The 17,085-nt window shown below is 70.2% G+C and carries 12 protein-coding genes, 4 tRNA genes and 1 pseudogene; 5 read left to right on the top strand and 12 right to left on the bottom strand.

What is annotated here, in order from left to right; genetic code table 11:
* Positions 1-37: 37 nt before the first annotated feature.
* Positions 38-3,961: an ATP-dependent RNA helicase HrpA gene (gene hrpA, locus NON19_RS19270; protein ID WP_255929732.1), complete on the bottom strand. Its 3,924-nt coding sequence runs from the start codon at positions 3,959-3,961 to the stop codon at positions 38-40.
* Between the two features lie 89 nt (positions 3,962-4,050).
* Here hrpA and NON19_RS19265 point away from each other — a divergent pair, with 89 nt between their 5' ends.
* A complete protein-coding gene (locus NON19_RS19265) occupies positions 4,051-5,064 on the top strand; it encodes an ABC transporter permease (protein WP_255929730.1) in 1,014 nt (337 codons plus the stop codon).
* On the opposite strand, the gene NON19_RS19260 is transcribed toward NON19_RS19265, so the two are convergent.
* The 9 genes from NON19_RS19260 to crcB (NON19_RS19220) form a co-directional block, all read right to left on the bottom strand.
* Positions 5,061-5,363 carry a hypothetical protein gene (locus NON19_RS19260; RefSeq protein ID WP_255929728.1) on the bottom strand — a complete coding sequence of 101 codons (303 nt, stop codon included), beginning with the start codon at positions 5,361-5,363 and terminating at the stop codon, positions 5,061-5,063. The genes NON19_RS19265 and NON19_RS19260 overlap by 4 nt on opposite strands.
* 135 nt (positions 5,364-5,498) lie before the next feature.
* Positions 5,499-5,572 (bottom strand) — tRNA-Phe (locus NON19_RS19255).
* 4 nt (positions 5,573-5,576) lie between these two features.
* Positions 5,577-5,651: transfer RNA gene (locus NON19_RS19250), tRNA-Asp, on the bottom strand.
* A 39-nt stretch (positions 5,652-5,690) separates the two neighbouring features.
* A tRNA-Glu gene (locus NON19_RS19245) sits at positions 5,691-5,763 on the bottom strand.
* Between the two features lie 121 nt (positions 5,764-5,884).
* The gene (locus NON19_RS19240; protein WP_255929727.1) at positions 5,885-6,235 is read right to left on the bottom strand and encodes a metallopeptidase family protein; all 351 of its coding nucleotides are present in this window, start codon (positions 6,233-6,235) and stop codon (positions 5,885-5,887) included.
* Positions 6,229-7,419 carry an MFS transporter gene (locus NON19_RS19235; protein WP_255929726.1) on the bottom strand — a complete coding sequence of 397 codons (1,191 nt, stop codon included), beginning with the start codon at positions 7,417-7,419 and terminating at the stop codon, positions 6,229-6,231. The genes NON19_RS19240 and NON19_RS19235 overlap by 7 nt, the downstream gene beginning before the upstream one ends.
* Entirely contained in the window at positions 7,416-7,790 is a 375-nt protein-coding gene (gene crcB, locus NON19_RS19230; protein WP_255929725.1) for a fluoride efflux transporter CrcB, read from the bottom strand. The genes NON19_RS19235 and crcB (NON19_RS19230) overlap by 4 nt, the downstream gene beginning before the upstream one ends.
* On the bottom strand, positions 7,787-8,131 hold the full coding sequence (locus NON19_RS19225) for a DUF190 domain-containing protein (RefSeq protein WP_255929724.1): 345 nt from the start codon (positions 8,129-8,131) through the stop codon (positions 7,787-7,789). The genes crcB (NON19_RS19230) and NON19_RS19225 overlap by 4 nt, the downstream gene beginning before the upstream one ends.
* The gene (gene crcB, locus NON19_RS19220; RefSeq protein ID WP_255929723.1) at positions 8,122-8,622 is read right to left on the bottom strand and encodes a fluoride efflux transporter CrcB; all 501 of its coding nucleotides are present in this window, start codon (positions 8,620-8,622) and stop codon (positions 8,122-8,124) included. Before crcB (NON19_RS19220) ends, NON19_RS19225 begins: the two co-directional genes overlap by 10 nt.
* A gap of 249 nt (positions 8,623-8,871) precedes the next feature.
* Here crcB (NON19_RS19220) and NON19_RS19215 point away from each other — a divergent pair, with 249 nt between their 5' ends.
* The 4 genes and pseudogenes from NON19_RS19215 (at position 8,872) to NON19_RS19200 (ending at position 12,557) form a co-directional block, all read left to right on the top strand.
* A complete protein-coding gene (locus NON19_RS19215) occupies positions 8,872-9,345 on the top strand; it encodes a hypothetical protein (protein ID WP_255929721.1) in 474 nt (157 codons plus the stop codon).
* Positions 9,346-9,544: 199 nt separating this feature from the next.
* A complete protein-coding gene (locus NON19_RS19210) occupies positions 9,545-11,671 on the top strand; it encodes a DEAD/DEAH box helicase (RefSeq protein WP_255929719.1) in 2,127 nt (708 codons plus the stop codon).
* A gap of 81 nt (positions 11,672-11,752) precedes the next feature.
* Positions 11,753-12,443 (top strand): annotated as a pseudogene (locus NON19_RS19205) (amino acid permease); the annotation flags it as partial.
* Between the two features lie 41 nt (positions 12,444-12,484).
* Positions 12,485-12,557: transfer RNA gene (locus NON19_RS19200), tRNA-Lys, on the top strand.
* 636 nt (positions 12,558-13,193) lie between these two features.
* Here NON19_RS19200 and NON19_RS19195 read toward each other — a convergent pair.
* Positions 13,194-13,538, bottom strand: a complete 345-nt coding sequence (locus tag NON19_RS19195) for a hypothetical protein (protein WP_255929717.1) — start codon at positions 13,536-13,538, stop codon at positions 13,194-13,196.
* A gap of 11 nt (positions 13,539-13,549) precedes the next feature.
* On the bottom strand, positions 13,550-17,008 hold the full coding sequence (locus NON19_RS19190) for an ALF repeat-containing protein (protein WP_255929715.1): 3,459 nt from the start codon (positions 17,006-17,008) through the stop codon (positions 13,550-13,552).
* Positions 17,009-17,085: the final 77 nt, after the last annotated feature.

Here is a 17,085-nt window from a genome sequence, read left to right as displayed (position 1 = left end):
GCCCCCAGGTCGAACTCGCGATCCCGAGGCCGCCCGGCTACGGCCAGGCCGCGTCGATCGCCTTCAGGATCCGCTTGTCGGACACCGGATACGCCGTGCCCAGCGCATGCGCGAAGTAGCTGACCCGGAGCTCCTCCAGCATCCAGCGGATCTCCCGTACCTCCGGTGGCACCGGCCGCCCGGGCTTGAGGGCCGCCAGCAACTGCGCGTACTCGTCCCGCATCTCGTGGACCTTGTCCATCCGGGTGCGGTCCCGCTGGGCGCTGGTGGGCATCTGCTGCAGCCGCCGGTCCGCGGCCACCAGATAGCGCAGCAGGTCCGGCAGGCGGCGCCAGCCCGCCGCCGTGACGAAACCGGGGTGGATCAAGGCCGCCAGCTGCTCCTTGACGTCGGTGAGGCCGGGCAGCAGCACCGGGCTGGTGGTCGCCTTCAGCCGCCGTTCGCACGCCTGCCAGGCGGCCAACACCTGCCGTACCTTGGCGATCGTGTCGAACGTGGTGTCGACCACATCCGCCCGCACCTTGTCGAACAGCTTGCGGAACCCCTCCTCGTCCCACGCCGGGCCGCCGTGGTCGGTGATCAGCTTGTCCGTGGCGGCGGTCACACAGTCGTCGAACAGCGCCTGCACACTGCCGTGCGGGCTGCGGGAGAGCGCCAGCTTGTCCGCGTTGCCCAGCTTGGACTGGGCGAACTTGGCCGGATTGGACGGCAGGTTGAGCAGGATCAGCCGCCGTGTGCCGCGCCACATCGCCTCGGCCTGCTCGGCCTCGGTGTCGAACAGCTTGACGGCGACCGACTCGCCCTCATCCACCAGCGCCGGGAACGCCCTGACCGTGTGCCCGCCGCGGCGGGTCTCGAAGGCGGCCGGAAGCGTGCCGAGCGTCCACTGGGTGAGGCCGCTGCGCTGTTCGATGCCGATGGAACCGGCGGCCTTGGAGATCGCCTCCCGGGTCTTCGGCTTCAGCTTCAGCTTCAGCGCTTCCAGGTCCTTGTCCTCGGCGAGCTTGCGCCTGCGTTCGTCGACCACCCGGAAGGTCATCTTCAGGTGGTCGGGCACCTTGGACCAGTCGAAGTCCTCCGGGTGCACGTCCACCCCGACCATCCGGTGCAGTTCGTCCGCCAGCACCGAGGTCAGCGGCTCGGGACCGGCCACCGCGCGCTCCAGGAACGCCCTGGCGTAGTTGGGCGCGGGCACGCACATCCGGCGGATCGGCTTGGGCAGCGAGCGGATCAGCTCGGTGACCAGGTCCTCCCGCAGCCCCCTGATCTGCCAGTCGAAACCGTTCGGGGTGACCTGGTTGAGCACCTGGAGCGGGATGTGCACGGTGACGCCGTCCGCGTCCGCACCCGGCTCGAACTGGTACGTCACCTTGAACTTCAGCCTGCCCTGGCGCCAGGAGTCCGGGTAGTCGTCCTTGGTGACCGCCTCCGCGGCCTCGTTGATCAGCATGGAGTGCTCGAAGTTGAGCAACTCCGGTTCCTCACGCCGCTTGTGCTTCCACCACGCGTCGAAGTGGGCGCCGGAGACCACGTGTTCCGGCAGCCGCTCGTCGTAGAAGTCGAACAGCGCCTCGTCGTCCACCAGGATGTCGCGGCGGCGCGCCCGGTGCTCCAACTCCTCGACCTCGCCGAGGAGTTTGCGGTTGTCGTGGAAGAACTGGTGGTGGGTGCGCCAGTCGCCCTCCACCAGGGCGCTGCGGATGAACAGCTCGCGGGAGACCTCGGGGTCGATCCGGCCGTAGTTGACCTTGCGCTGGGCGACCAGCGGTACGCCGTACAGCGTGACCCGCTCGTAGGCCATCACCGCGGCCTGCTTCTGCTCCCAGTGCGGCTCGCTGTAGGTGCGTTTGACCAGGTGCTGGGCGAGCGGCTCGACCCACTCCGGTTCGATCCTGGCGTTGACCCGCGCCCACAGCCGTGAGGTCTCCACCAGTTCGGCCGACATGATCCACCGCGGCGGCTTCTTGAACAGCGCGGAGCCGGGGAAGACCGCGAACTTGGCGCTGCGCGCACCGAGGTACTCGTTCTTTTCCGTGTCTTTGAGCCCGATGTGCGACAGCAGGCCAGCGAGCAGCGAGACGTGCACCCGCTGCGGGTCCGCGTCCTGCTCGTTGACGTGGATGTCCATCGACCTGGCGACGGTGCGCAACTGGCTGTAGATGTCCTGCCATTCGCGTATCCGCAGATAGTTGAGGAACTCCGAGCGGCACATCCGGCGGAACGCGGAGGAGGACAGGGTCTTCTGCTGCTCTCGGACGTACCGCCACAGGTTGAGGAAGGCCAGGAAGTCGCTGGTCTCGTCGGCGAACCTGCGGTGCTTGTCGTCCGCCTGCTGCTGCTTGTCCGAGGGGCGCTCGCGCGGGTCCTGGATGGACAGCGCGGCGGCGATCACCATGACCTCGCGCACACAGCCGTTGCGGTCCGCCTCCAGGACCATCCGGGCCAGCCGCGGGTCGACCGGCAGCTGGGAGAGCTTGCGGCCGATCGGGGTGAGGCGCTTGCGGACGTCCTTCTGCTGGGGGTCCAACGCGCCGAGCTCTTCGAGCAGTTGGACGCCGTCCTTGATGTGGCGGCTGTCCGGCGGATCGATGAACGGGAACTTCGCGATGTCACCCAGACCCGCGGCGGTCATCTGGAGGATGACCGAGGCCAGGTTGGTGCGCAGGATCTCGGCGTCGGTGAACTCCGGGCGGGAGTTGAAGTCGTCCTCGGAGTACAGCCGGATGCAGATGCCGTCCGAGGTACGGCCGCAGCGGCCCTTGCGCTGGTTGGCACTGGCCTGGCTGATCGGCTCGATGGGCAGCCGCTGCACCTTGGTGCGGTGGCTGTAGCGCGAGATCCTGGCGGTGCCCGGGTCGATGACGTACTTGATGCCGGGGACGGTCAGCGAGGTCTCGGCCACGTTGGTGGCGAGCACGATGCGGCGGACTGCTCCTTGGGCGGGTCTCTGGAACACCCGGTGCTGCTCGGCGTGCGACAGCCGCGCGTACAGCGGCAGCACTTCCGTCAGCCTGAGGTTCTTCTTGTTGAGCGCGTCCGCGGTGTCGCGGATCTCCCGTTCGCCGGAGAGGAAGACCAGGATGTCGCCGGGCCCCTCGCGCTGCAGCTCGTCCACGGCGTCGCAGATAGCGGTGACCTGGTCGCGGTCGGCGTCCTCGCCGCCCTCCTCCAGCAGCGGCCGGTAGCGCACCTCCACCGGGTACGTACGGCCGGAGACCTCGATGATGGGGGCGTCGCCGAAGTGCCGGGAGAACCGTTCAGGGTCGATGGTCGCCGAGGTGATGACGACCTTCAGCTCGGGGCGGCGGGGCAGCAGCTGGGCCAGGTAGCCGAGGATGAAGTCGATGTTGAGGCTGCGCTCGTGCGCCTCGTCGATGATGATCGTGTCGTACTGGCGCAGCTCGCGGTCGGTCTGGATCTCGGCGAGCATGATGCCGTCGGTCATCAGCTTCACCAGGGTGGAGTCGCCCACCTGGTCGGTGAAGCGGACCTTCCAGCCGATCGCGGAGCCCAGCGGCGTGTTCAGCTCCTCCGCGACCCGCTCGGCCACCGTGCGGGCGGCGAGCCTGCGCGGCTGGGTGTGGCCGATCAGGCCTTTGACGCCGCGGCCCAGCTCCAGGCAGATCTTGGGGATCTGGGTGGTCTTGCCGGAGCCCGTCTCGCCCGCGACGATCACTACCTGGTGGTCCCTGATCGCCGCCAGGATCTCGTCCTTCTTCTGGCTGACCGGAAGCTGCTCGGGATATGTGATCTTGGGCACGCAGGCGCGGCGCCGGGCGACCCGGGCCTCGGCCTCCGCGAGCTGCGCGGTGATCTCCGCGTAGACGGCCGCACGGGCCTCGGGCTTGCGGATCTTGCGGGCACCGTCGAGTCGGCGGCCGAGGCGGTGCTGGTCGCGCAGCGTCAGTTCGGGCAGCCGCTCGAGGAGGGCTGTCAGGGCGGGGGCAGGCGCAGTGGACATACGGCTCCCAGGATCTCACCCGGCCGACGAATGCCGCGAACGGGTTTCACGGCGTGCGCGGCGCGCGGCGGACCGGGAGGGTGGGCCGCATGAGCGAGCGACGGGATCACCGGATCGCGGAAGCGTGGCGGACGTTCCGCGTGTCGCCGTTCCTGCCCGCTGTGGTGATCACGTTCATCGTGGCGGTGGCCGCGGGGTTGTTCGCGGGCTCCTACACCTACGCCATGGCGAACCCGACCCCGCGTCACATTCCGGTCGCGGTCACCGGAGTGCCTGCTTCCGAGGTGCAGCGGGCGCGGTTCGTCCAGGGCATGGAGAAGGCGCTCGGTGCGTCCCTGGAACTGCACCACTATCCGACGTACGCGCAGGCGCTGGAGGCGGTCAACCGGCAGCAGGTCTTCGCGATCCTCCAGGAGCGCAGGGGCACCGGGGAGCTGGACCTGTCCGGTGCCTCCGGTGCGTCCGTGGCCCAACTGCTGGCTCAGGCGGCGCCACGGGTCAGCGCGGCGGTCGGGGTGCCGCTGGTGGTGCTGGACATCAAGCCGTTGCAGCGGGGCGATCCGCGCGGCCTGGCCATCTTCTACGTCTCGCTGGCCTCGGTGATCGTCGGCTTCATCGGAGCGGTCCAGTTGACCGTGCACGCCAAGGCGCTGGGGCCCGCGCAACGGATCGCCTTCACCGTGGTCTACGCGCTGCTCGGCGGGTTCTCGATCTGCGCGGTGGTGGACTGGGGACTGGGCGCGCTGCGGCTGCCGTTCGTGGAGTCCTGGCTGATCCTGGCGCTGACCATGTTCACCTCGGGCATGGTCTTCAGCATGTTCGACGTCCTGGTCGGCCGGTGGGCGCTGCTGCCGACCTGGGGTCTGATGGTGATGCTCGGCAACCCGTCCTCGGGCGGCGCGGTCTCCTGGCCGCTACTGCCGTCCCTGCTCGGCACGATCGGCCGCTGGCTCCCACCGGGCGGCGCGGTCAACGCCCTGCACACCGCCGTCTACTTCCGCCACTACCAGCACGCCTTTCCGTTCGCCGTCCTCGCGGTCTGGGCGGTCGCGGCCAGCGCGGTCTTCTGGGGGTGGCGGGGGAGGGATCGGGGTGGGGGTTAGTCGGCGTCGCGGCCGACGAGGTTGGTCAGCAGGTCGACGAGAGTGGCGTTGATGGAACGCTGTTCCGCGTTCATCGCCTGCTGCTCGGTGACGAACGCGTCGAATTTAGCGTTCGTCGCGCGCTGCTCGGTGACGAACGCGTCGAACTTGGTGCCCAGCGTGTTCAAGTCGCGACGGATCTCTGCCACGTCAACCTTGAGGGATAGTACGTCGCGCTTGATCGTCTCGATGTCGGTGCACGTGTCCTCGTAGCGACGAGTGAGCGCAGCGATCTCGTTCTCCGCGATGGGGTCGGCCATGCGAGCGAGTGTATGGGCGGAGGGTTTGCCGCAGCCATGTCGATCTACTCGTACTACTCATACGAGTGAACGCCAGAGCGATGCCATCCCCAACAACGACGAAGACCCCGCCGTAGCGGGGTCTTCGTCGTGCGGTGGCTGGGGCCGGGGTCGAACCGGCGACCTACCGCTTTTCAGGCGGTCGCTCGTACCAACTGAGCTACCCAGCCGCAGCGGTCCTGACGGGATTTGAACCCGCGGCCTCCACCTTGACAGGGTGGCGAGCACTCCAAACTGCTCCACAGGACCAAGCTTTGTGCGAGAACAAGTCTCGCACATGGTGGTGCGTGCCCCCAACGGGATTCGAACCCGTGCTACCGCCTTGAAAGGGCGGCGTCCTGGGCCACTAGACGATGAGGGCTGATGGCCCGCCGGGTCACCCCCGCTTCCGCGAGGACGGTTTGACCGTCGGGGACGTGAGAAGCATATGGGATGCCGAGCGGTATCGCCAAAACGGTTCCGAGCCGGGACCGCGGGCGGGCTCAGCCCCAGCCCAGCTCGTGCAGCCGCGCGTCCTCGATGCCGAAGTGGTGGGCGACCTCGTGGACCACCGTCACCGCCACCTCGTGCACCACTTCCTCCGGCTCCCCGCAGTGCCGCAGGATCGGCCCCATGTAGATGGTGATCCGGTCCGGCAGCGCGCCCGCGTACCACTCGCCGCGCTCGGTCAGCGGGGTCCCCTCGTACAGGCCCGACAGCTGTGGTCCGGCCGGGTCGGGCTCGTCCTCCACGAAGACCGCGATGTTGTCCATGGCCTGGGCCAGCTCAGAGGGGATCCGATCGAGCGCGGACGCGACCAGCTCCTCGAACTCCTCGCGCGACATCTTCAGCACCCCGCCATTCTCCCGGACCGGCGCGCCACCGCGAGCAGGACGAGCGCCGCGGCCTGTGTCGCGGCGACGGTGATGACCAGCACCGGTACCGAGTACCCGTACAGCGCCCCGGTGAGCGCCCCGCCGACCAGCGTGGCCGCGCCGAGCACCCCGGCGAAGACCCCGTAGGCGGTGGCCCGCCGGGCGGCCGGGACCAGATCGGCGACGGCGGCCAGCAGGGTGGACTCCTGCACGCCCAGCGCCGCGCCCCAGGCCACCGCGCCGCCCACCGCCATCGCCACCGTGTCGCGGAACGCCAGCGCGGGCACCGCCGCGGTCAGCAGCGGCAGCGCCACCAGTGCCCGGGCCCCGATCCGGTCATAGGCCCAGCCGACGGCCAGCGCGCTCAGCGCGTCGGCCAGCATCACCCCCGCGTACAGCACCGGCACCGCGGCGACCGGCAGCAGGTGGCGGTGCACCAGGTGGTAGGAGAGCACGCCGAAGGTGGCCAGTCCGCAGGTGGTGACCCCGGTGAAGGCGGCGTAGAGCCAGAACGCGCGGGGGAGCGGCGCCGCGGCGGGTGCCGAGGGCGCCGGGGCCACCGGCTCGTACGCCGCCGGGTTCGGCACCCTGGCCCGCAGCCACAGCAGCACGGCCACCACGGCGGCGCCCGGCGCCGCCAGGACCAGCAGGGCGGGCGCGTAGTCGCCGCCGGTGGCGGCCAGTACCCCGGCCACCGTCAGCGGGCCGATCAGCGCGCCGGTCTGGTCCAGGGCCTGGGCCACCGCGAAGCCCCGGCCCCGGCCGGTGGCGGCGGTGGCGTGCGAGAGCAGGGTGTCCTTGGCCGGGCTGCGCACCGCCTTGCCCACCCGCTCCGCGACCACCAGCACACTGGCCGCCCACAGCGTGCCCACCACGCCCAGCGGCGGCACGCTCACCACGGTGAGCAGGTACCCGGCGATGGTGAGCGTCCAGAACCGCCGGGTGCGGTCGGCCAGCGGCCCGGAGACCAGCCGCAGCCCGAGCGCCGCCGCGTCCCCGGCACCGGTGACCACGCCGATCACCACGGCCGAGCCGCCGAGCGAGCCCAGCAGCGGCCCGGTGACCGAGCGGGCGCCCTCGTAGACGAAGTCCGCCAGCAGGCTGACCACGCCGAAGGCGACCACGAAGCGCCAGGGGCGAAGCGGTGGCCTGGCGGCCGTCATCCCCACAGGATCCGGGCCAGCCCCGCACCGGCGAAGGCCGCGCCGACCCCGGCGGCCACGCTGGCCACGAGGTTGGCCACGGCGAACAGCCGGGCGCCCTGCTCGGCCAGCCGCAGCGTCTCGTAGCTGAACGTCGAGTACGTGGTCAGCGCCCCGCACAGGCCGGTACCGAGCAGTAGTTGCAGCTGCGAGGAGGCGGCCCCGGCCGCGACCGCCCCGGTGAGTGTGCCGAGGATCAGACAGCCGACCACGTTCACGGCGAAGGTGCCCCAGGGGAAGACCGTGTCGTGCCGGGACTGCACCGTGCGGTCGGTCAGATAGCGCAGCGGAGCGCCGACCACCGCTCCGGCGATCACCAGTAGCCAGTTCACCGTCGCTCCTCGCGTCCCACGTAGCGGATGACCTCGCACTCGTCGAGAACCACCAGGCCCTCCGAGACCAGTTCGTCGAGTTGCGGCAGGAACGCCCGTACCCGCTCCTCGGTGTCCACGATCACCACGGCCACCGGCAGGTCCTCGCTGAGCGACAGCAGCCGGGAGGTGTGGATCAACGAGGAGGCGCCGAAGCCCTCAACTCCCTTGAAGACGGAGGCGCCGGCGAGTCCGGCCGCGTGGGCGCGGTGCACGATCTCGCTGTGCAGCGGTTTGTGGTGCCAGGTGTCGTTCTCGCCGATGAAGATCGTCACTCGCAGTGCCGGACCGGTCAGTCGCATCGTGCCTCCCGCCGCTTCAGGAAGCGGCGGGTCACCGCCGCCGCCGTCCACACCGACACCAGGGCGGTCACCGCCGTCCCGGCCAAGTAGCCCAGCGCCGAGCCGACCTGACCAACCGTCAGTAGACGTTGTATGTCGACCGCGTACGTGGAGAACGTGGTGAACCCGCCGAGCACACCGGTGCCGAAGAACGGCCGCACCAGGTGGTGCGCCGTGAGCCCCTCGGTGATCACCACCATGAACGCCCCGATCACCGCGCAGCCGACCGCGTTGACCAGCAGCGTGGTCCACGGGAACGCGCCGTGCGCGGTCGGCCACAGCAGCGAGGCGCCGTAGCGGGCGCACGAGCCGATCGCGCCGCCGAGCGCGATCACCGCGAGCGTGGGCAGTTGGCCGCGCAGCGGCGATCGGCGGGTGGGCGGGGTGAGGGTGAACCGCGGGCCGGGTCGCCCCGCGGTCGGGGCCGTCGGCCCGGATCCGGTTCCTGGCATGGACGCTTCCGCTTCCACGTACGCCTCCTACTCGCACGGCGCTCGCAGGCCACCAGACTGGCCGCGGGCGCGCTCCATCAGCAAGTAGGGACCGTTGGCGGCTGACGCCGCGGTTCGGGTACGGCGGGCCCCACCGCCGCGCGGTCGCCTCGGGGCCGCGAACCGCTGTCACCCACCCTAACGGGCCGCCGCCGGGCACACCCGCCCTGCTCCCGTGTCCTCCGGCTGGGGGAATGCGTTGGGTAGGCCGTGACTCGACTTTCCGCGCGCGCCCGTAGGGCCGCCACCGCGCTGCCGCTGGTGTTCCTGCTCGCCGGAACCGCGGGTTGCCTGCGGTTCTCCGAGCCCGGCCGTCCGCAACCGCACGGCTCGACGGCGCCCTCGGCCGGTGCGGGCAGTGCGAGCGTGGACCCGGACGACGACGCGGCCCGGATCCGCCGGGCGGCGCCGGGCGCGCCCGGGGACGCCTCGGTCTCGCCGGGGGCGGCCCCGGTACAGGCGGCGCCGTCCGCCGGGCGCTCCGCGGACCAGTCGGCCTCCTCCGGGGGCGCGCGGCCGCCCTCCGCGCCGCACGGTCCGGCGCCCCGGCCGTCGGCGGTGCGGCCGAGCCCGCCCGCGGGGCCGCCGCCGGTGTCCAGCCCGGTGTCCACCCCGACGCCGACGCCTCCGCCGTCCACGGGTGGGGCCTCGCCGTCGCCGGGTGCCCAGCCGAAGGCGGGCTGAGGGGGCGGTGGCGCAGGGGATTTGGCGTTGCGGGTGGTGTGTCGGTATGGTGGTAGATCGTTTGTCCCATTGCCCGGCGCCATACCGAAGCGCGCCGCGTGGCGCGTTCCTTATCTCCTGTGGCTGACCGCATCGAGGCGGTGTAAAGCAAACCCCCGGAGCTGGCGCGTGCCGAGTCTCCGAGAGGTTCAGCTTCAGCATGCCTATTGACACTGCCGACCGTTCCACCCTGCCCGAGAGCGCCGAGAGCGCCGAGGTCGAAGCGGTCGACACCGCCGCCGAGGACGCCGCGAGCGTCACCTTCGCCGACCTGGGGCTGCCCGAGCAGATCGTGCGCAAGCTCGCGCAGAACGGTGTGACCACCCCGTTCCCGATCCAGGCCGCCACCATTCCGGACGCCCTGGCGGGCAAGGACATCCTGGGCCGTGGCCGTACCGGCTCCGGCAAGACCCTGTCGTTCGGTCTTCCGCTGCTGACCACGCTGGCGGGCGGCCGCACCGACGCCAAGCGCCCGCGCGGAGTGATCCTCACGCCGACCCGCGAACTGGCGATGCAGGTCTCCGACGCGCTCCAGCCGTACGGCGACGTGCTCGGGCTGAAGCTCAAGGTGGTCTGCGGCGGCACCTCGATGGCCAACCAGATCTACGCCCTTGAGCGCGGTGTCGACATCCTCGTCGCCACCCCCGGCCGACTGCGCGACCTGATCGACCGTGGCGCCTGCGCCCTGGACCAGGTGCGGATCGCGGTGCTGGACGAGGCGGACCAGATGGCCGACATGGGCTTCCTGCCCGAGGTCACCGAGATCCTCGACCTGGTGCCGTCCGGCGGCCAGCGGCTGCTGTTCTCCGCGACGCTGGAGGACGAGATCGACACGCTGGTCAAGCGGTACCTGGTGAATCCGGTCACGCACGAGGTGGACCCCTCGGCGGGCGCGGTCACCACCATGACCCACCACGTGCTGGTGGTGAAGCCGAAGGACAAGGCGCCGGTCACCGCCGCCATCGCCGCCCGCAAGGGCCGCACGATCATCTTCGTCCGCACCCAGATGGGCGCCGACCGGGTCGCCGAGCAGCTGCGCGACGCGGGCGTGCGGGCCGACGCGCTGCACGGCGGCATGACCCAGGGGGCGCGCACCCGCACGCTGGCCGACTTCAAGGACGGGTACGTGCACGTCCTGGTCGCCACCGACGTCGCCGCGCGCGGTATCCACGTCGACGGCATCGACCTGGTGCTGAACGTGGACCCGGCCGGTGACCACAAGGACTACCTGCACCGCTCGGGCCGTACCGCCCGTGCGGGCCGGAGCGGCACCGTGGTCTCGCTCGCCCTGCCGCACCAGCGCAAGACCATCTTCCGTTTGATGGAGGACGCGGGCGTCGAGGCCTCCCGGCACATCGTCGGCGGTGCGGGCGCGTTCGACGAGGACGTGGCCCGGATCACCGGTGCCCGTTCGCTGTCCGAGGTCCAGGCGGACGCGGCGGCCAACGCGGCGCAGCAGGCCGAACGCGAAGTCGCCGAGCTGACCCGGGAGTTGGAGCGGGCACAGCGCCGGGCGACCGAACTGCGCGAGGAGGCCGACCGGTTGACCGCCCGGGCGGCGCGCGAGCGCGGCGATTCGGTCACCCCCGCCGAGGAGGCGGAGCAGCCGGAGGCGGATCTTCCGGTGCAGGCCGCCGCTCCGGTGGAGGAGCGGCCCGAACGCCGTAACGAGCGGGGCGAGTTCGAGCGCCGGGAGCGGTCGGAGCGGTCGGAGCGGTCCGAGCGGGCCGAGCGTCCGGCTCGGGGCTCCTACGAGCGCCGTGACGACCGCAGGGACGACCGGCGCGACGACCGCCGTGACGACCGGCGTCCGTTCAACCGGGACCGCGACCGGGACCGTGACCGCGGCTTCGAACGGCGCGACGACCGGCGCCCGTTCAACCGCGATGACCGGCGCGACGACCGCCGCGACGATCGCCGCGACGATCGCCGTCCGTTCAACCGGGACCGCCGTGACGACCGCCCGTCGTTCGGCCGCGACCGTGACCGGGGCTTCGAACGGCGCGACGACCGCCGTCCGTCCAACCGCGACGACCGCGAGCGCCGCTCGTTCGACCGCCGGGACGACCGGGGCGGCTTCAACCGCGACCACCGCGAGCGCCGTGACCACCGGGGCACTGACCGTCCGTTCAACCGCGACCGGCGCGACGACCGCCCGTCGTTCGGCCGGGACCGGGACGACCGCCGCCCGTACGGCCGCCGGGACGACCACCGCGGGGCGTCCGGTGCCGCTGCCCGTGGCTTCGACCGCCGTGCGGACAAGCCGCGTTGGAAGCGCAACGGCTGATCCGCTGACGTAGCAGACCCGGACGACGTACCCCGTCGTCCGGGTCTTGTCGTTTCCGGCCCGCGCGGTAACGGTCTGGCCACCGGCTATGACGCCTCCGCCCATATGACCGAGGAGACGCGTGACGCGGCGGTCGCGGGACCACGCGGCATCGTCCGCTCGATCTGGCTGTCCTGGATCGCCGGTCTCGTCCTGCTGCTCGGCTTCACCTTCGCCATCCAGTCATGGGACGGCACGCTGAACACCAAGACCGGGGTGCCGCCCGCGCAGATCCTGCTGGACGCGGTCGGCGCGAGCGGTGGCAAGCGCACGGGACGGCGCGCTGCCGTACTCCCGGATCTGGCAGCGCATCAACCCGCGCACCCGCACCCCCGCCAACGAGGTCTGGCTGGCCGCGCTCGGCGCGCTGGCGCTCGGTCTGCCGTACCTGATCAACTCCACCGCGTACGGGGCCGTGACCTCCATCGCCACCATCGGCCAGTACATCGCCTATGTCATCCCGATCTACCTGCGACTGCGCCAGGGCGACCGCTTCGACCGCGGCCCGTGGCACCTGGGCCGCTGGAGCCGTCCGATCGGAGTGGTGTCGGTGGCGTGGGTGACGCTGATCACGATCCTGTTCATGTTGCCGCAGTCCAGCCCGGTGACCGCCGAGACCTTCAACTACGCGGTCATCGCCGTACTGGCGGTGCTGGGTTTCGCCGCCACCTGGTGGCTGCTGTCGGCCCGCGGCTGGTTCCTGAAGGACCCGCGGGCCACGGACGCCATATGAGATCGAAGCCAGGGGCCCCGCCCAGCTATGCTGCGGGGTGCGGGCCATTAGCTCAATTGGCAGAGCAGTGGACTTTTAATCCATTGGTTCAGGGTTCGAGCCCCTGATGGCCCACCGCGCGAGGAGCGCCTGACCTGCGGCGGAAGCTGCGGGGAGGGCGCTTTCGCCCCCGCTGGAGCGGCTTGGAGATCGTTAGCTCGGCCGATGCTCGGCCGAAGTGCGGACGATCATGGCCTGGGTAGCCCGCTCCGGCTGCCCCTGTTGCCGCACATCCGGCTCCGGCACCCCGACGGAGCCAGGGCGAGTAGCAGCGTGGCTGTGTGTAATGAGCCACTTCGCAGTACGGAGGCTCGGCGTACACCTCCTCGGAGGCGAGGGAGGATCGCGTCCAGCTGCTCGGATGCCTCCGCTGCCTCCCGGCGTTGGAGCCTCACCTCGGCCATGGCCTCTCCCTCAGCGAACGTATTCGGTCAGTGCGTCGACGGACTCCCGCGCCGCGTCCGCCTCGGCGAGCAGGTCACGAAACTCTGCGAGCAGCGATGAAAGCCCCACCCAAGCGGGTGGGGCTTTCATCGCTATTTGCTCTGCAGTCCCTGAATGCACGGCACGCCGGGGGCTGGACCTGCTTCCACCCTGAGGCGGTGCTACCTCCGTATGGCTCGACAGGCATGCCAGGAATTAAAAAATGACCCTGATCGCTGCGATGCCGCCCTGATCGGATATTGCAACTGGGAGCCTTCAGGCCCTACCCTAACCTGTCAGACTTCCTGCCCTGAACCAGCAGATATCGATGAAATCACTCGGGTCGTCACGCTTCGCCATTTCTTCGGCAATACGATTCAGCACCTCGCCTTTGGGTATCACCCATTCGATGAGTTCCTCGTCTGGTCGAGGGCTCGGGTCTCCGACTCTCACGCCCCGATCGATCATATCGGCGATGATCCTCAGAGTGGAGCTCTGCACTTGGGATTCCGTGCTTCCCGGGCCCGAAATTTTTTCTGCGGCATCCCGCACGATATCGAAGTAGACCAAGGACTGGCGTGCGTAGTCTACGAGGTAGTCGAGCTCCTCGGCATACACATCATCTGACACCATCAGGGCTCCTCCTAGTGTTTGGCGTGATACCGCTTGAAGCCGAACTCTTTTCCTACGTCTCCGGTGAGGTCGATTGTGTAGTCGCTCTGGCCGCCGGAGCTGCTGAAGTTGCGGTAGTTAACGTTACCGCCCTCGAACTCCCAGGTCTCGACGGTGCCCTTGCCGGGAACCTCTCTGAGCTTGTCCGGCTCGCCAAACTGTTGACGCATGTCTTGAGCCATCTTTTGCAGCTCGTCCGGAGTTATTATCTGGACGCCCTTGCTGTCTTCGTACCCCAGTGGCTTTCCGCCCGGCAGCAGAATGTCCTTTGCCCGGCCGAGCTTGGCGAGACGCGAGCCTTCGACAACCCCTTCAACACCTTCCCTCAGCTTAGCGAGGGCTTCGATTTTGCCCACGGGGAGGACCATCATGGCGAAGGTGGCGCATTTGCCGAGGGTGGGTTGGGTGACGCAGTCCTTGAGGTCGTTGAGGCCGAGGAGTTCCCAGGTGATGGCGGTCAGGGTGGGGTCGGGTGGTGTGGTGTCGATGACGAAGTCGCCTGGTGCCAGGGCGCAGGGCAGGAGTCCGGCGATTTCGTGGTTGGGGCTGGGGATGCAGCGCCGGGGTTGCTTGGCTGCTTCGGCCTTGCGTGCCTCTTCGGCCTTGCGTCGCGCTTCGGCTTCCTCGGCGCGGCGCTTGTCCATGGTGGCCTGCCACGCCTGGGAGGCCAGGGTCTGGGCGTCCTTGGCGCTCTTGCCTGCCGCTTGGGCGGAGGTGCGGGCGTCGTCGGCGGCTTGGTTGGCCTGATCGGCGGAGGTGCGTGCGTAGTTGGCGTTGAACTCGGCCTGGGCGGCGGAGTCGGTGGCGGCGTCGGCGTCGCGGTCGGCGGCGTCGGCGGCGTTGCGGGCGGTGGCTGCTGACTTCGCCGCCTGTGTCGCGGAGTTTTCCGCGTTGCTGGCCGCGGTGTCGGCGTCGTGGGCGTAGCCCTGGGCCTGTCTGGCCGAGTTGGCTGCCTGGGTGGCTGCCTTCTGGGCCTCGGTTGAGGCTCTGTGGGCGTCGGCTGCTGCCTTGGCGGCGAGCCAGCTGTTTTGCCGGGCCTTGGCCGCGATCACGGATGCCTGTGCGATCAGGCTTTCCATCTGGGCGTTGTGGGTTGCGGCGAGCTGGTCCTTGCGGTCGGCCATGTACTGGCCGGCCTGGAGGAAGTCGTGCAGTTGGTCCGCAGAGCCCGAGAGGGCGATCTTGGCCGCTGCCTTCACTTCCGGTCCGCCGTCGTTGACCAGTTTGGAGGCGGCGACGCGTTCGTCATCGTTACGGGCGATGTATTGGCCGTTGGCGATGAACACGGCAAGCGCTTTGGGGTCGTTGGTGGCCAGGGCGGCCTTGGACGCTTCCTTCACCCCTGGTCCGCCGGCGTTGTTGATCTGGGAGACCTTCACCCGAAGGTCGTCGCTGGCCACGGTGTACTGGCCTGTGGTGTAGAAGTCCGCGACTTGCTGGTCACTGCCCTTGACCGCCTCGGCCGCGGCGGTGCGTACCGTCTCGTAGGGGCTTTGGCTGGTGAGTTGGAAGACCTTCTCGCGGGTGTCTTGTGCCTTGGCGTTCTGCCAGCCGGTGCGCAGGTAGTCCAGGACATCGTCGTCGGTGCCGGACAGGGCCCGCGCCGCCGCCTCTCGGCTGAAGGGGTCCAGGTCCTTGAGCGCCTTCAGGGCCAGTTGGCGTCCCTGGGTCGCCAGAGCTTTGGTGTCCGGGTTGGGGTTGGCGGCTTGGGTGGCCAGTGTTCGGGCGACCTCGTCCAGGCCGCGGGCTTCGCTCAGGCTGGCGGCGGCGTCGGAGGTGGCCTGGTCGTCCTGGTCCTTTTGTGAACGGGCGCGTTCGATGGCGGCGTTGGTGCGGGTGGTGAGGTCTTCCGCCTCGCTCTTGCGGGCGATGTCGAAGACCTTCTTGGCGGTCGCCGCGGCGGTCTCGGCGGTGTCGGCGGCCTTCTTGGCGGCGTCGGCATGCCGGTCGGCCTGCTTGGCGGCGTCGGCCGCCTGACCGGCGTGCTTGGCCGCGTCCTCGGCCGCGTCCGCGGCCTTGTTCGCATGGTCGGCGGCCGAATTGGCCGCATCACGTGCGGCGTAGGCCGCGTCCGCGGACTCGTCCGCCAGCGCTTGGGCGGCGCCTGCCGCCCGGTTGGCCTCGGCCGCGTGCCGACGTGTCTCCGCAGCCGCCTGCGCGGCCTCGTCGGAGTGGACCCCGGCCGCATCCGCCGCCGCGTTCGCCTCGTCGGCCGCATCCGCGGCGGCGTTGGCGTCGGCGCCCGCGGTCAGCGAGTCCTGCGCGGCGGCCTTGGCGGCCCGCGAGGCGTCCCCGGCCGCCTGGGCGGCCTGTGCAGAGGTGGCCGCGAGCCCCGCCGCCTTACGCGCGGCGGCCGCGGCACTCTTGGCTTCCGCCGCCTTCCCCGCATTACCGGCGGCCGCGGCAGCGGCATCGTAGGCCCGTGAGGCGGCGTCAGCCGCGGCCGCTGCCGCGCTGGCGGTCTGCGCGGCCGCCATGGCAGCGACCCGCGCCGACTCGTTCGCCGCGCTCGCCGCACCAATCGCCTCCTGCGCAGCGTCGGCCGCCGCGCGGGCGGCGGCCGCCGCCTGCCCGGCCTTGGCCGCCGCCCGCTGCGAGTCGCCCTTGGCCGCCTGCGTCTCCCTCGCCGCCCGCTGCGCGTCCTCCTTGGCCAAAGCCGAGGCCGCCTTGGCCCGGGCGGAGGCCGTCTTGGCGGCATCAGTGGCGGCCTGGGCCCGTAGCCCGGCCTTTTGCGCCTGTTCGACGAGTTGGTCGATGGTGGCGTGTTCCTGGTCCTTGTGGCGGGCCACGAACTGCCCGACCTCCAAGAACTCCACGACATCGTCCGGGGTGCCCTGCAAGGCCAGCTTGCCGGCCGCCTTCACCGCCGGCCCGCCATCGTTGATGATCTTCGAGACCTCGACCCGGTCATCGGTCTCACGCGCCTGGTACTGGCCGACCTTCAGGAACTGGGCAACATCGTCAGGACTGCCCTTCAGGGCTGCCATACCGGCCTGCTTGACACCGGGGCCACCGAAGTTGATGACCCGAGAGGCCTCCACCCGCTGGTCCTCCTGCAGCGGGGACTTCCAGCCGTCGATGAGGAATGCACGCAGTTGGTCCGGGGTGCCCTTGAGCGCGTTCTTGGCGGCTTCCCGCACCGCGAGGCCGCCGACGTTGAAGATGCGGCTGGCGTCGACGCGGTCGTCGTCGTTTTGCGCGCTGTCCTTCTCGGAGAGGAACTTCTTGACGTCCTCGTCCGAGCCCACCAGCGCCTTCTCGGCCGCCGCCTTGATACCGGGGCCACCGTTCTGCCACAGGTCAACGACCAAAGCGCGATCGGATATCCCGTACCAGTCCTCGTCGTCCGCGGCGGCCGGGCTGGCGCCGAGGAGGCTTGCGGCGAGCGTGATCGGCAACAGGATGGCGCATGCGCCGCGCAGGCCGGACATGTGTCTGTTGGGTCCCGCTGGTTTTTTCTTCGGTGGCGCTCCTGGCGAGCGCGATGGCCGTTTCACAGGCCCATTCC

Origin of the sequence: Streptantibioticus rubrisoli (assembly GCF_024436055.1) — a bacterium.
Taxonomy (GTDB): domain Bacteria; phylum Actinomycetota; class Actinomycetes; order Streptomycetales; family Streptomycetaceae; genus Streptantibioticus_A; species Streptantibioticus_A rubrisoli.
The sequence above is the reverse complement of the archived record's forward strand: the minus strand, read 5'-3'. Positions and strand labels throughout refer to the sequence as shown.